The sequence below is a fragment of the Acidovorax sp. SUPP2539 genome (assembly GCF_030158975.1).
GTDB lineage: Bacteria > Pseudomonadota > Gammaproteobacteria > Burkholderiales > Burkholderiaceae_C > Paracidovorax.
Map to the genome: position 1 here is coordinate 437,893 of NZ_BQXJ01000002.1, position 13,620 is coordinate 451,512.

Here is a 13,620-nt window from a genome sequence, read left to right on the forward strand (position 1 = left end):
CTATGAATTTCTTTTCGCTCATGCGGGGTTTTTCCATCCGGGTACGCATGCTGGGTGCGATCGGCGTGGTGCTGGGATTGCTGGGATTGCTGGGGGGCGCAGGCATGCTGGGCATGTTCCGCATCCACGCGATGAGCGAGGAATTCATGGCGAATTCCTTCTCCGAGGTGGGCTACATGGCCGAACTGCGCGGCGAGATGGGGGCCATCCGCCAGTTCGAGAAGGACATGATCATCCAGTACGAGAAGCCCGAGGGCGTCAAGCAGGCGCACACGGCCTGGCTGGCCAGCCTGGACCGCGCCAAGAAGGTCGCGGCCCGCTTCCTCGAAGGCCCCGAAGACCCGGACAACGCCCTGGTGCGCGACATCGTCAAGCGGCTGGACAGCTACCGCGAGCAGTTCGCGCACGTGGCGCGGCAGCTGGAGGCCGGCGGCTACGACACGGCCACCATCGCCAACCGCATGAGCGGCAAGGCGGTGGCCGAGTTCGCCGAGGCCGACAAGCTCATGGTCCAGCTCGACACCAGCCTGCGCAACGAGGTGGCCGAGGTGGCGGCCCGCCAAAAGCAGGTGTCCGGCGAAACCCAGTGGCTGTTCGTGCTGGCGGTGCTCATCACCATCGTGGTGGTGGTGCCGCTGACCTTGCTGAACATGGTGTCCATCTGCCGTCCGCTGGCCGAGGCCCGGCGCATGGCGCAGGCCATCGCCGGCGGCGACCTCTCGCAGCGGGTGCAGGTGGAGGGCCGCGACGAAGTGGCCGACCTGCAGCGCGCGCTGGACGACATGCAGCAGGGGCTGGGGGCGCTGGTCTCGCAGGTGCGCGATGCGAGCGGCAGCATCGCCACCGCCAGCGCCGAGATCGCCACCGGCAACCAGGACCTGTCCGGCCGCACCGAGCAGACGGCCAGCAACGCCCAGGAGGCCGTGGCCTCGCTGGCGGAGCTCACCACCACGGTGCAGCAGACGGCATCGTCCTCGCAGGTGGCCAACCAATTGGCGTCGTCCGCCTCGGGCATCGCCACGCGTGGCGGCAGCGTGGTGCAGCAGGCCGTGGCCAGCATGCACGAGATCTCCAGCTCCAGCCGCAAGATCAGCGACATCATCGGCGTGATCGACGGCATCGCCTTCCAGACCAACATCCTGGCGCTGAACGCGGCCGTGGAAGCGGCCCGGGCGGGCGAACAGGGCCGCGGCTTCGCGGTGGTGGCCGGCGAGGTGCGCAGCCTGGCCCAGCGCTCGGCCGAAGCGGCCAAGGAAATCAAGGCGCTGATCAGCTCCAGCGTGACCGCGGTGGACGGCGGCGTGCGCCATGTCGAGGACGCCGGCGCGGCCATGAAGGAAATCGTGGACAGCGTGCAACGCGTGTCGGACATCATCGGCGAGATCAATTCCGCCTCGGCCGAGCAGACCACCGGCATCGGCCAGGTCAACGGCTCGGTGGGCGAGATCGACCGCATGACGCAGCAGAACGCCGCGCTGGTGGAGCAATCCGCCGCCGCCGCCGAATCGCTGCGCGAGCAGGCCGCGCGCCTGTCGCAGGTGGTGCAGCAGTTCCACCTGGCCGACGGGCAGGCCTACGCGTCCGTGCACGCTGGTGCGGCGCTGCAGGGCCTGCCTGCCTCCAGCGGCCCGGTGCGGCCGCAGCTCACCGGGGGCTGACCCGGCGGGAGGGCCGGTTCTCCCGGCCTTTCCTGTTCCCTGTTTCCCCGACCGGCGCCGTGGCGGCGCGGGCCGGGGGGCTTTCAGGTCAACGCCCTGGGGGGCTCACCGCCGGGCGAGGGTTCATCGGCACGGCCCTTGCGCGGCCCGAACCACGCCACATACAGTGCCGGCAGCACCACCAGCGTGAGCAGCGTCGCCGTCACCAGCCCGCCGATCACCACGATGGCCAGGGGCCGCTGCGTCTCCGAGCCGATCTCGTGCGACAGGGCCATGGGCAGGAGTCCCAGCATGGCCAGCATGGCGGTCATCAGCACCGTGCGCAGGCGCTGCATGGAGCCCTGGCGCACGGCATCGACCACGGCCATGCCGCCCGACTGCAGCTGCTGGAACACCGACAGCATCACCACCCCGTTGAGCACCGCCTGGCCCGACAGTGCGATGAAGCCGATGGCGGCCGACACCGACAGCGGGATGCCGAACACCCACAGCGCGATGAACCCGCCGATGAGCGCCAGCGGCACGTTGATGAGGATCAGCGAGGCCATCTTGAACGACTTGAAGGCGTCGAACAGCAGCACGAAGATCAGCAGCAGCGAGATGGGCACCACCACCGACAGGCGCTTCATCGCGCGTTCCTGGTTCTCGAACTCGCCCGACCAGTTGACCTGGTAGTTGGACGGGATCTTGACGTTCTTTTCCACGCGGGCCTTCATGTCGGCCACCACCGAGCCCATGTCGCGGCCCGCGATGAAGATGCCGATGGCCGTGGTGCGGCGCCCGGCCTCGCGGGCGATGTTCATGGCACCCGTGCCCTCGCGGATGTGCACCACGTCGCCCAGCTGCACGTAGCCGCCGTCGGGCGTGGCGATGGGGGTTCGCGGCAGGTTGGAGATCACGCGCTCGTCCTTGGGCAGGCGAACGGCCACGGCGAACTTGCGCTCGCCCTCCCACAGGCTGGTGGCGGCCTTGCCGGCCAGGGCGGCCTCGATCACGTCCTGGATGTCGCCCACGTTCAGGCCGTAGCGCGCGGCGCGGTCGCGGTCGATGTCCAGCAGCAGCTGCGGCACTTGGCCGTCGCGGTCGATCTCGGCGCGGGCCACGCCCTGCACCTGCTTGATCTCGCGCGCGATCTCGTCGGTGATGCGCTTCATCTCCACCAGGTCGTCGCCCGCGAGCTTGATGACGATCTGGCCCTTGATCTGCGAGATCGACTCCAGCACGTTGTCGCGGATGGGCTGCGAGAACGCGGGGTCGATGCCGGGGATGGCCGACAGCGCGCGGCCCATCTCCTCGGTGATCTTCTCGCGCGTCATGCCGGGGCGCCATTGGTCCTCGGGCTTCACGTCCACGAAGATCTCGGCCATGGAGATGGTCTTGGGGTCGGTGCCGTCCTCGGGCTGGCCGGCCTTGGAGACCGTGGTGCGCACCTCGGGCACGCTCAGCAGGGCCTTGCGGGCCATGCGCAGCACGCGCGCCGCCTCGTCGGTGGAGACGTTGGGCGAGAGGGTGAAGTTGACCCAGGTGGTGCCCTCGTCCAGCTCGGGCAGGAACTCCGAGCCCAGGCGCGATGCGGCCACCAGCGCCAGGCCGAACACGGCCAGCGCGATCACCACCACCGTGCGGCGGCGGGCCAGGGCCCAGTCCAGCACCGGGGCATAGGCGCGCTTGGCGAAGGTGACCACGCGGTTGTCGCCGTGCGGCAGCTTCTTGCGCAGCATCCAGTAGGCCAGCAGCGGCACCAGGGTGAGCGAGAAGATCAGCGAGCCGACGAGCGCGGCCGAGACCGACAGCGCCATGGGCTGGAAGATGCGGCCTTCGTGGCGCTGCAGCGCGAAGATGGGGATGTGCGCCGCGATGATGATGAGCATCGAAAACAGCGTGGGCCGGCCCACTTCGCCGGCGGCCTCGATGATGGTGTCGCGCCGGTCGCGGTCGTCCATGTCCTCGCCACGCTCGGCCAGGCGGTGCATGATGTTCTCGATCACGATCACCGCGCCGTCCACGATGATGCCGAAGTCCATGGCGCCCAGGCTCAGCAGGTTGGCCGGCACGCCCATGATCTTGAGGCCCATGAAGGTCGAGAGCAGGGCCAGCGGAATGACCACCACCACGGCCAGGCTGGCGCGCAGGTTGGACAAGAAGATGTACAGCACCAGCGCCACCAGCAGCGCGCCTTCCACGAGGTTGTGGAACACCGTGGTGAGCGTCTTGTCCATGAGCCAGGTGCGGTCGTAGAACGGCACGATCTGCACGCCCGGCGGCAGGCCGCGCGCGTTCAGTTCGGCGATGCGGTCCTTCACGCCCTTGAGCACCACGCTCGGGTTCTCGCCCTTGCGCATCACGACGATGCCGGTGACCACGTCGTCGTCCAGGTCCTGGCCGACCACGCCCAGGCGCGGCACGGCGCCGATCTTGACCTGGCCGATGTCGCGGATCAGCACGGGCGTGCCGTTGCGTGAGGCCACCACGATGCGGCCGATGTCGTCGGCCGAGCGCAGCAGGCCCAGCCCGCGGATGGTGTACTGCTGCGCGCCTTGCGCGACGTAGCTGCCGCCGGCGTTGGCGTTGCCCCGGCCCAGCGCGTCCAGCAGGTTCTGGAACGTGACCTTGTACGCGCGCAGCCGGTCCATGTCGGGCTGCACCTCGTACTGCTTGATCGAGCCGCCCATGGCCACCACGTCGGCCACGCCGGGCACCTGGCGCAGCGCGCGCTCCACCGTCCAGTCCTCCACGGTGCGGATGTCGGTGGTCGACAGGCCGTCGCCCTTGAGGCGGTAGCGCATGATCTCGCCCACCGGCGTGGCGTTGGGCGCGATCTCGGCCTGCACGCCGGGCGGCAGGTCGATGCTGGACAGCCGCTCGGCCACCTGCTGGCGCACGATGTTGGTGTTGGCCGCGTCGTCGTACGTGACCACGCTGAACGACAGGCCGAACTGCGTGTGCGAGAACACGCGGATCGAATTGGGCAGGCCCGCCAGGGCCGTCTCGATGGGCAGGGTGACCTGCTTTTCGACTTCCTCGGGCGCGCGGCCCGGGTACAGGGCGATCACCGTCACCTGGGTGTCCGTCACGTCGGGAAAGGCCTCGACGGACAGGTTCTTGAACGAGATGAATCCCGCCAGGGCGAACAGCACCGTGCCCAGCACGATGAACAGCGGCTGGTGCAGCGCGTAGTGGATGAGGCGCCTCATGGCTTGGCCGTCCCTTCCGCCTTGCCGCCCGCCTGGCTGGCGGGCGCGCCGGGCGCCGGTGCGGGCGCGTCTTCCTCGGCCGCCTGGAACTGGCGGGCCAGCAGCAGCACGTTCTCGGCCACCACCTTCTCGCCGGCTTCCAGCCCGCGGGAGACGACCACCTCGCGCGGGCCTTCGTAGCCCAGCACCACCTTGCGCGGCTCGAACACGCCGGGCTCGCGCTGCACGTACACGGTGTGCTGCGTGCCGTTCAGGGTCACGGCGGCGGCGGGGATGACGACCCCGCCCTCGCGGCTTTCCTGCACGTGCACGGTGGCCAGCATCTCGGCCTTCAGGCGCCGATCGGCATTGGGCACCACGCCGCGCACCTTGAGCGTTCGCGTGCCGGGGTCGATCGCGTCAGCCGCGGCGGTCACGCGGCCGGTGAAGGTGGCCTCGGGATAGGCGGGCACCTGCAGGGTGAAGCTGTCGCCGGGGCGCAGCGAGGCCAGGTCGCCCTCGCGCGCGTCGATCTGCACCCACAGCGAGGCGGGGTCGGTCACCACGAACAGCGCCGGGTTGCCGGGGCCGGACTGGTCGGGCCGCACCTCCTGGCCGGGATTGAGGTTGCGCTCCACCACCACGCCCGCCATGCCGGCCGTGAGTGCGAGCTGCTGGTTCACGGCATTGCCGCCGCCGTAGAGGCTGGTGCGCGCGGCGGCGCGGGCCACTTCGGCCTGGGCGCGGGCGGCGTCGGCCTCGGCCTGCTCCAGGTCCTTGCGGGCCACGATGCCGGCTTCGAACAGTTCACGCTGGCGGCGCAGGCCCTGCTGGGCGAACGACTGGTCGGCGCGGGCCTTGGCCGTGTCCGCCTGGGCCTGGCCGAAGTCGGGTGAGGCCAGCAGCGCCAGCGGCGCGCCCGCCTTGACCGACTGGCCCAGGTCGGCGCGGATGGCCGTGACGCGGCCGGCGAACGCGGGGTACACGCGCTGGGTGCGTTCCTCGTTCCACACCAGGCGTGCGGGCAGGTCCACGGCGATGTCCTTGCTGGCGCGCGCGGGGGCCACGGTCAGCAACGCCAGCTGCGGGTGGCCGGGCGGAAAGCGCAGCTGCCCCGACTGGGCGATGGGCGGTGCGGCTTCCGGCGCCGTGGCGGGTTCGGCGGCCTTGCTGCAGCCTTGCAGCAGCGCGCCGCCGCCCAGGGCGAGGACGAGCAGGCCGCAGGTGGTCAGGCGCGGGAGGGAGAGGGCAGGGTGCACCATGGTGGACTTCGCGATACGAGAGGTGGAAGGGGAACGGCGGGGCATGGATTGGCGTGGCTGGACTTGGGGCGGGGGCGTTCAGGGCAGGCTGCCCAGCAGGGCTTGCGGCTGCGTGCGCAGCAGCCAGGCGCCCTGGGCCTTGGCATAGTCGGCACGGGCCGAGAGCGCCTCCAGCGCCGTGGCGCGCAGGGTGCGCTGGGCATCCAGCAGGTCGGTCAGCGGCATGGCGCCCTTGCGGTAGGCCAGCTCGGCGCTCTGCGCCACCTGGCGGGCGCGCGGCAGCACGCCTTCGTCGTAGCTGGCGGCGCGGCGCGCGGCGCTCACCGCGGCCTGCTGCAGGTGCTGCAGGTCCAAAAGGGCCAGGCGGCGCGTGTTGTCCAGCGCGTCCTGCGCGCGGGTCAGCTCGGCCTGGGCGCGGCCGATCTCGCCCTGGAACTGGTAGCCCCACTGCAGCGGGATCTGCACCCGCACTTCCAGCAGGCGGTTGGAGGTGCCGGGGTAGTGGTCCACCGAGGCACCCACCGTCCAGTCGGACTTGCGCAGGGCGCTGGCGTTGTCCAGCGCCGCCTGGGCGGACTGCACGCGGGCGATGGCGGCGCGCACGTCGGCGCGGGCCTCGGCCCAGGCGCCCAGATCGCCGCCGCCGTCCAGCGGGCCGCTGCCGGGGGCCGCGCCGGAGGCGGCGGCCGGGGGCAGGGCGGGCCAGTCGGTGCCGCCGGCCTGCACCGCCAGGCTGCTGGCCGTGACCTGCGCTAGCGCCAGCGCGGCCTGCTCCTGCAGTTGCGTGGCGGCTTGCGTGTCGGCGCGGGCGCGCTCGGCCTCGATGCGGGTGCGCGACGCATCCTGCGCGGACAGGTCGCCCGCCTTCACGCGGCGGTCGGCCAGGCGGGCCAGCTCGGCCACGCTGCGTTCGATCTCGGCGGTTTCGCGCACGCGCTCCTGCGCGGCCAGCAGGTCGTAGTAGGCGGCCAGTGCGGCCTGCAGCTGCTGGGTCTGCGTGTCTTCCACATCCGCCTGGGCCGCATCGGCGGCGCGCTGGGCGGCTTGCGTGCGCAGCTCGCGCTTGTTGCCGCGCTCCCAGGTCCAGTCGATGCCCACCGACTTGTCGATGCGCTTGCGCGTGAGCACGTTGCCGGGCCCCAGGCCGTGCTGCAGGTCCATGGAGGTGGCCTTGGAGCTGAACACCGGCAAGGGGGCATGGTCGGCGCTCAGCACGTCGGCGCGCGCCGCGGCCAGGGCCTGGCGGGACTGGATCACGTCGCTGTTGTCGCGGGCGGCGGCCAGGGCCTGCGCCAGCGTCCACTGTGGCGCCAGGGGGGCAGCGGCAGGGGCCGTGGCGACCGGCGCTGCGGGGCTGTCGGAGGCGCGGGTCTGGCTCCAGCCCGGCAGTGCGCAGGCCAAGGCGCAAAGAAGGATGCAGGGGTGTCGTATGCTCATGCCGCGTTTATCGGCGGGGGTGCCTGACCGCTACCTGACCTCGGGACTGCGGAAACTGCGTACCCCTTGCCCCGACGCACCGCACAGCCGCCCAACAACCCAGCCCCAACCCATGCGAATCCTGGTCGTGGAAGACGATGACGTGCTGCGCGGCGTGATGCTTCGCAGCCTGACCGATGCGGGCCACCGCGTGGATGCCGCCGCCAGCGTGGCCGAGGCGCACCACTTCTGGAGCGTGCAGCCCTTCGATGCCGTGCTGCTGGACCTGAACCTGCCGCAGGGCGGCCCGCCAGGCGGCGCCCTCACCAGTGCAACGGCCAGCGGCCTCACGGTGCTGCGCGCGGCGCGGGCCCGGGGCGACCGCACGCCGGTGCTGGTGCTCACCGCGCGCGACCGCACCGAGGAGCGCATCGCCGGCCTGGATGCCGGCGCCGACGACTACCTGGGCAAGCCCTTCGATCTGGCCGAGGTGGAGGCCCGCCTGCGCGCCCTGGCCCGGCGCACGCTGGGCGCGGACGACCGCGCCGCCGTCGGCGCCCTGGTGCTGGACCGCCGGGCGCGCCGCTTCACTTTGCACGGCGCGCCGGCCGAACTGCCCGCGCGCGAATTCGAGGTGCTGTGGGAGCTGATGACGCCGCCCGGGCGCGTGGTGAGCAAGCGCACCCTGTCGGACAAGCTCTCCGACTTCGACGAGGCCCTGGGCGACAACGCGCTGGAGGCCTTCATCTCCCGCCTGCGCAAGAAGCTGCAGGGCAGCGGCGCGGGCATCCGCACGCTGCGCGGCCTGGGCTACATGGTGGAGCCCGAGGCGGGCGGGCCCGGCGCGCCATGACCGCCACCAACCCCCCCTCGCCCCCGCCGGCGCCGGCGCAGCGCGAGCCGCGCTCGCTGCAGGCGCGGCTGCTGCGCCACGTGCTGGTGCCGCTGGGCCTGACGTGGCTGGTGGGCACGGCCGGCTCGGTGCTGCTGGCCAATGCCTTCACCCAGCGCGCGTTCGATCGCTCGCTGCTCGACGATGCCTACGCGGTGGCGGCCAACGTGCGCGCCAAGGGCGATGGGCTCGATTTCGCGCTCACCTCGCGCGAGGTCAAGGCCGTGCTGTTCGACCAGGTGGAGACGGTGTACTTCGCGGTGCTGCGGCCCGATGGCTCCATGCTGGCGGGCAATGCCGGCGGCATGCCGGTGCCGCCGCCGCGCGGCGACGAGGCCTACCGGTTCTCCGACATCCAGTTCCATGGCCGGGCGCTGCGCGCGGTGCGGCTCGATGTGCGCGAGCCCCTGCCGTTCGAGGTCGTCACCGCCCAGACCGTGCACAGCCGCAGCGCCATGCTGCGCAGCGTGCTGCTGTACTCGGGCGTGTCGCAACTGCTGCTGCTGGTGGCGCTGGCCGTGTGGCTGCGCCGCGCCATCCAGCGCGACCTGCAGCCCCTGGCCGCGTTCCAGCAGGCGCTGGACCGCCGCGACGCGCGCGACCTGGCGCCCGTGCCCGTGGAGGCCTCCACCCGCGACGTGCAGCACCTGGGCGCTGCGGTGAACGACCTGCTCGCGCGCGTGGCCCAGGGGGTGCGCGCGCAGCGCGAGTTCGCCGGCAACGTGGCGCACGAACTGCGCACCCCGCTGGCGGGCATCCGCGCGCTGGCGGGCTATGGCCTGGCCCACAGGGACCCCGCCGTGTGGCGCGAGCAGCTGGCCGGCATTGCCGACAGCGAGGCCCGCGCCAGCCACCTGGTGGACCAGCTGCTCGCACTGGCCCTGGCCGACGAGGCCCGCGGCGCCATGCCCCGCCAGCCCGTGGCCCTGGACGAGCTGGCGCGCGACGCCGTGCTGCGCTTCCTGCCCCGCGCCGATGCGGCGGGCGTGGACCTGGGCGCCACCGGCCTGGACCAGCCCGTGGTCGTGCAGGGCCAGCCGCTGCTCATCGAAGGGGTGCTGGGCAACCTGATCGACAACGCCCTGCGCTACGGCCGCCCGGGCGCCGGCACGCGGCCCCGCGTGACCGTGGAAATCTCGCGCGAGGCCGCGGCCGATGGCCGCGAAGCCACCGTGCTGGCCGTGGTCGACAACGGCCCGGGCCTGTCGGCCGCGCAGCGCACGGACCTGCTGCAGCGCTGGGCCCAGGGCCGCGAGGGCGAGCGCCTGGGGCAGGGCGCGGGCCTGGGCCTCGCCATCGTGGCGCGCTACGCCGAGCTGCTGGGTGTGCGCCTGGCGCTGGAGCCGGGCCCGCAGGGCGAAGGCCTGTGCGTGCGGCTGGTGTTCGCGGGGTGACAGAGGCTCCGGGCCGCCCGGCGCCCTTGACTCATTCGAAGACGGGTCGGAAGAAGCTGCGCTCGTAGCTCAGGATGCAGCGCGTTTCCTGCGCGTAGCGGAAGGCGGCGAGGCATTCCGGGTCCTGCATCGACTGCGCGCGGTAGGTCTCGTAAGCCGCCAGCGAGGGAAAGGTGAACAGCGCCAGCGCGATGTTGTTCGCGCCTTCGGACGGCAGGAAATAGCCGTGGTGCTGGCCGCCGAATTTCTCCACCAGCGGGATCCAGAGCTTGCCGTAGTGCTCGAATTCGGCGAGCTGGTGGGGGTCGATGACGTAACGCAGGTAGCAGGTGACCATGGGAAGGTGCCGTGAAAAAAAGGGGACGAAAAAAAGCCCGCCGGGCCTTCGGAGCCGTGGCGGGCCGTGCCAGCGGGCACTTTACGCTGCGGCGCGCGTCAGGCGGCCTTTTCCGCCAGCGTGGGGTAGTCGGTGTAGCCCTTCTCGCCGCCGCCGTAGAACGTGCTTTGGTCCCATGCGTTGAGCGGTGCGTTCTGGCGCAGGCGCTCGACCAGGTCCGGGTTGGAGATGAAGGGCTTGCCGAAGGCGACGATGTCGGCATCGCCGCTGGCCACTGCCTGGGTGGCGAGGGCGCCGTCGTAGGCGTTGTTCACCATCCACGCGCCCTTGCCGCCGGCCGCGCGGTAGGCGGCCTTGAGCGCGGCGTAGTCGAAGGGGCGGCCTTCCACTTCGCGCGGGCCGCCGGTGGCGCCTTCGATCACATGGATGTAGGCCAGGCCCAGTGGTGCGAGCTGGCGGATCACGTAGTCGAACAGGGGCTGCGGATCGGCATCGGCGATGTCGTTGGCCGGCGTCACGGGCGACAGGCGGATGCCCACCTTGCCGCCGCCAATGGCATCGACCGCGGCGCGCGTGGCCTCCAGCAGCAGGCGGGCGCGGTTTTCGATGCTGCCGCCGTAGTCGTCCGTGCGCTGGTTGGCGCCGGTCTTGAGGAACTGGTCCAGCAGGTAGCCGTTGGCCCCGTGGATCTCCACGCCGTCGAAGCCCGCCGTCTCGACCGCGTTGCGCGCGGCGGCGGCGTAGTCATGCACGATGCCGGGCAGCTCGCCCGCATCGAGCGCGCGGGGCTCGGACGTGGGCACGAACTGGCCCTTGCCAGTCGCGCGGTCCACCAGGTAGGTCTTGGACTTGGCGGTGATGGCCGATGGGGCCACGGGCTTACCGCCGTCCGGCTGCAGGTCGTTGTGCGAGATGCGGCCCACGTGCCACAGCTGGGTCACGATCTTGCCGCCGCGCGCGTGCACGGCTTCGGTCACGCGCTTCCAGCCATCGAGCTGCTCGGTGCCGTACAGGCCCGGCACGTCGGCATAGCCCTGGCCCTGGTGGCTGATGGCGGTGGCTTCGGTGATGAGCAGGCCGGCGGTGGCGCGCTGGGCGTAGTAGGTGGCCGTGATGTCCTTCGGGATGGCCTCGGGCGAGCGGTTGCGCGTGAGCGGCGCCATGGCAATGCGGTTGGCCAGGTGCAGATCGCCGGCCTGGACCGGATCGAAGAGAGTCGTCATGACAAGGGTGCTTTCTTTGGAGGGACAGGGAAAAAACGGGGCCTGGGCTCCGGGGTGGCACGGGGCCGGGCCCGTTCCAAGCCAGGGACACGAACTTACCGCCATTTCCCGAAGGCTGCAGTGCACTGGCGACCCCAAGGATTTGCCGACTGTGCTAGCGGCAGTGGCGCCCCCGCGCGCCGCAGGCGTGCTGCGGCGCGCTGATGCGTTTTCCGGATATCGATGCGCGAAACGGGCGCATGCGGCGCGAGGGCCGGTTCCTAGAATTTTGTGCAAGGGCCCATCGACGGCCCGGCCCGCGCACTCTGCGCCCCAGGGCTGCCCGTTGCGGGCGCCCCTTTCTTTTGCTCCAAGGACCCCCTCATGCAATCCCCGTTCTCCGCCACCCGCAGGGCCGCCGTGCGCGGCCTTTCCGTCCTGCTGGGCGCCACCTTGTTCTGCGCGGCGGCCGGGGCGCAGGGCAAGAAGGAGGTGGTGATCGGCTACCAGGACATGGTCGTGCCGTGGCGCTACGCGCAGGAGACCCAAGAGGTCGAAAAGCGCACGGGCTACCAGGTCACCTACCGCAAGCTGGGCAGCGGGGCCGAGGTGGTGCGCGCGCTGGCCTCCGGTGCGATCCACATCGGCGAGGCGGGGTCTTCGCCGTTCGCCTCGGCGCTGTCGCAAGGCGTGCCCATCGAGGTGTTCTGGATCCTGGACGACATCCACGAGGCAGAAGCCCTGGTGGCCCGCAACGGCTCGGGCGTGAAGCAGCTGGCGGACTTGAAGGGCAAGAAGATCGGCCTGCCGTTCGTCTCGACCACGCACTTCCACACGCTGGTGGCGCTGCAGGCGGCGGGCGTGGACCCCAAGGGCGTGAAGATCGTGAACCTGCGCCCGCCCGAGATCCTGGCGGCGTGGGAGCGCGGTGACATCGACGCCACGTTCGTGTGGGACCCGGTGCTGGCCAAGGCCAAGCAAAGCGGCACGGTGATCGCCACCTCGGGCCAGATCGCCGCGCAGACCGGCAAGGCCACGTTCGATGCGCTGGCTGTGTCCAAGCCGTTCGCGCGCGAGCACGATGCCTTCCTGACCCAGTTCGTGCAGGTGCTGGCCGATGCCGACCGGGCGTACACGGCCCAGAAGGCCGCCTGGACGGCCGATTCGCCCCAGGTCAAGGCGGTGGCGAAGTGGACCGGCGCCGAGGCGCCCACGGTGCCTGCCAGCCTGGCGCTGTATGCCTTCGTGCCGCCGGCCGAGCAGGCCTCGCCGAAATGGCTGGGCGGCGGCGCGCAGTCGGTGGCGGCCCAGTCGCTGGCCGCCACGGCCGCCTTCCTGAAAGAGCAGGGCACCATCCAGGCCGTGCTGCCCGACTATTCGGTGGGCGTGAACCCCACCTGGGTGCAGCGTGCGAAGTAGCCTGCTGGCCGCGGGCGAAGACCCTGCGGCCTTGCCGCCCGTGGCCCATGGCGCGGGCGATCTGGTCATCCGCGGCCTGAGCGTGCGCTACGCCGGCGCGCGCGGGGCCGCGCCGGTGCTGGCGCTCGCCGGCGTGGACCTGGACATCGCCGCGGGCGAACTCGTCGTCGCCCTGGGCGCATCGGGCTGCGGCAAGACCACGCTGCTCAACTGCATTGCCGGATTCACGCCGGCCTCGGCGGGGCACATCGCGCTGGGCGGGCGCGTGGTGCGCGGGCCGGGGGCCGAGCGCGGCGTGGTGTTCCAAAAGCATGCGCTGATGCCCTGGCTCAACGTGATCGACAACGTGGCGCTGGGCCTGCGGCTGCGCGGTGTTCCACGTGGAACGCGCCGGGCGGTGGCGGTCGAGACGCTGGCCCTGGTGGGGCTGGAGGCGTTTGCCCAGGCGCCCGTGTGGCAGCTGTCGGGCGGCATGCAGCAGCGCGTGGGCATTGCCCGCGTGCTGGCCAGCGACCCGGACGTGATGCTGATGGACGAGCCGCTGGGCGCGCTCGACGCCTTCACGCGCGAATCGCTGCAGGAACTGGTGCTGCGGCTGTGGCAGCGCACGGGCAAGACCATTTTCTTCATCACCCACGACGTGGAGGAGGCGCTGTTCCTCGCCTCGCGCCTGGTGGTGATGTCGCCCCGCCCGGGCCGCATCGTGCGCGAGCAGGCCCTGGCGTTCAACCGCGCCCATTTGAGCGGCCAGGCGGCGCGCGCGGTGAAATCCAGCCCGGACTTCATCGCCTGGCGCGAGCGGGTGCTGGACTGGGTGGGACCGCAGGCCGGGGTGCCCGGGCCGGTGGGGGCCGGGGCATGAGCGGG

At 71.5% G+C, this 13,620-nt stretch carries 10 protein-coding genes; 5 read left to right on the top strand and 5 right to left on the bottom strand.

What is annotated here, in order from left to right; translation table 11 throughout:
* Positions 1–2 precede the first annotated feature (2 nt).
* Complete coding sequence (locus AVTE2539_RS09605) at positions 3–1,658, top strand: methyl-accepting chemotaxis protein (RefSeq protein ID WP_284410069.1); 1,656 nt, start codon at positions 3–5, stop codon at positions 1,656–1,658.
* An 83-nt stretch (positions 1,659–1,741) separates the two neighbouring features.
* Here AVTE2539_RS09605 and AVTE2539_RS09610 read toward each other — a convergent pair whose 3' ends face one another.
* The 3 genes from AVTE2539_RS09610 to AVTE2539_RS09620 all read right to left on the bottom strand — a co-directional run bounded on the left by AVTE2539_RS09610 (position 1,742) and on the right by AVTE2539_RS09620 (position 7,530).
* On the bottom strand, positions 1,742–4,852 hold the full coding sequence (locus AVTE2539_RS09610; protein WP_284410071.1) for an efflux RND transporter permease subunit: 3,111 nt from the start codon (positions 4,850–4,852) through the stop codon (positions 1,742–1,744).
* Positions 4,849–6,093 (bottom strand): efflux RND transporter periplasmic adaptor subunit, encoded by a 1,245-nt coding sequence (locus AVTE2539_RS09615; protein WP_502868906.1) that lies wholly within the window; start codon positions 6,091–6,093, stop codon positions 4,849–4,851. Before AVTE2539_RS09615 ends, AVTE2539_RS09610 begins: the two co-directional genes overlap by 4 nt.
* 78 nt (positions 6,094–6,171) lie before the next feature.
* On the bottom strand, positions 6,172–7,530 hold the full coding sequence (locus AVTE2539_RS09620; RefSeq protein ID WP_284410075.1) for a TolC family protein: 1,359 nt from the start codon (positions 7,528–7,530) through the stop codon (positions 6,172–6,174).
* 112 nt (positions 7,531–7,642) lie between these two features.
* On the opposite strand from AVTE2539_RS09620, the gene AVTE2539_RS09625 reads away from it, so the two are divergent.
* Both AVTE2539_RS09625 and AVTE2539_RS09630 read left to right on the top strand, forming a co-directional pair.
* Positions 7,643–8,362: a response regulator transcription factor gene (locus tag AVTE2539_RS09625; protein WP_284410077.1), complete on the top strand. Its 720-nt coding sequence runs from the start codon at positions 7,643–7,645 to the stop codon at positions 8,360–8,362.
* A complete protein-coding gene (locus AVTE2539_RS09630) occupies positions 8,359–9,795 on the top strand; it encodes a sensor histidine kinase (RefSeq protein ID WP_284410079.1) in 1,437 nt (478 codons plus the stop codon). Before AVTE2539_RS09625 ends, AVTE2539_RS09630 begins: the two co-directional genes overlap by 4 nt.
* A gap of 31 nt (positions 9,796–9,826) precedes the next feature.
* On the opposite strand, the gene AVTE2539_RS09635 is transcribed toward AVTE2539_RS09630, so the two are convergent.
* Positions 9,827–10,132: an NIPSNAP family protein gene (locus tag AVTE2539_RS09635; RefSeq protein WP_272566289.1), complete on the bottom strand. Its 306-nt coding sequence runs from the start codon at positions 10,130–10,132 to the stop codon at positions 9,827–9,829.
* 98 nt (positions 10,133–10,230) lie between these two features.
* The gene (locus AVTE2539_RS09640) at positions 10,231–11,355 is read right to left on the bottom strand and encodes an alkene reductase (RefSeq protein ID WP_284397273.1); all 1,125 of its coding nucleotides are present in this window, start codon (positions 11,353–11,355) and stop codon (positions 10,231–10,233) included.
* A 363-nt stretch (positions 11,356–11,718) separates the two neighbouring features.
* Here AVTE2539_RS09640 and tauA point away from each other — a divergent pair, with 363 nt between their 5' ends.
* Together tauA and AVTE2539_RS09650 are read left to right on the top strand one after the other, a co-directional pair.
* Positions 11,719–12,753, top strand: a complete 1,035-nt coding sequence (gene tauA / locus AVTE2539_RS09645) for a taurine ABC transporter substrate-binding protein (protein ID WP_284410082.1) — start codon at positions 11,719–11,721, stop codon at positions 12,751–12,753.
* 40 nt (positions 12,754–12,793) lie between these two features.
* On the top strand, positions 12,794–13,615 hold the full coding sequence (locus AVTE2539_RS09650) for a taurine ABC transporter ATP-binding protein (RefSeq protein WP_502868907.1): 822 nt from the start codon (positions 12,794–12,796) through the stop codon (positions 13,613–13,615).
* The last annotated feature ends 5 nt before the right edge of the window (positions 13,616–13,620 follow it).

Coding starts and splice junctions, on each gene's coding strand:
- AVTE2539_RS09605 (WP_284410069.1), top strand. CDS start 3: ATGAATTTCTTTTCGCTCATGCGGGGTTTTTCCATCCGGGTACGCATG.
- AVTE2539_RS09610 (WP_284410071.1), bottom strand. CDS start 4,852: ATGAGGCGCCTCATCCACTACGCGCTGCACCAGCCGCTGTTCATCGTG.
- AVTE2539_RS09615 (WP_502868906.1), bottom strand. CDS start 6,093: ATGGTGCACCCTGCCCTCTCCCTCCCGCGCCTGACCACCTGCGGCCTG.
- AVTE2539_RS09620 (WP_284410075.1), bottom strand. CDS start 7,530: ATGAGCATACGACACCCCTGCATCCTTCTTTGCGCCTTGGCCTGCGCA.
- AVTE2539_RS09625 (WP_284410077.1), top strand. CDS start 7,643: ATGCGAATCCTGGTCGTGGAAGACGATGACGTGCTGCGCGGCGTGATG.
- AVTE2539_RS09630 (WP_284410079.1), top strand. CDS start 8,359: ATGACCGCCACCAACCCCCCCTCGCCCCCGCCGGCGCCGGCGCAGCGC.
- AVTE2539_RS09635 (WP_272566289.1), bottom strand. CDS start 10,132: ATGGTCACCTGCTACCTGCGTTACGTCATCGACCCCCACCAGCTCGCC.
- AVTE2539_RS09640 (WP_284397273.1), bottom strand. CDS start 11,355: ATGACGACTCTCTTCGATCCGGTCCAGGCCGGCGATCTGCACCTGGCC.
- tauA (WP_284410082.1), top strand. CDS start 11,719: ATGCAATCCCCGTTCTCCGCCACCCGCAGGGCCGCCGTGCGCGGCCTT.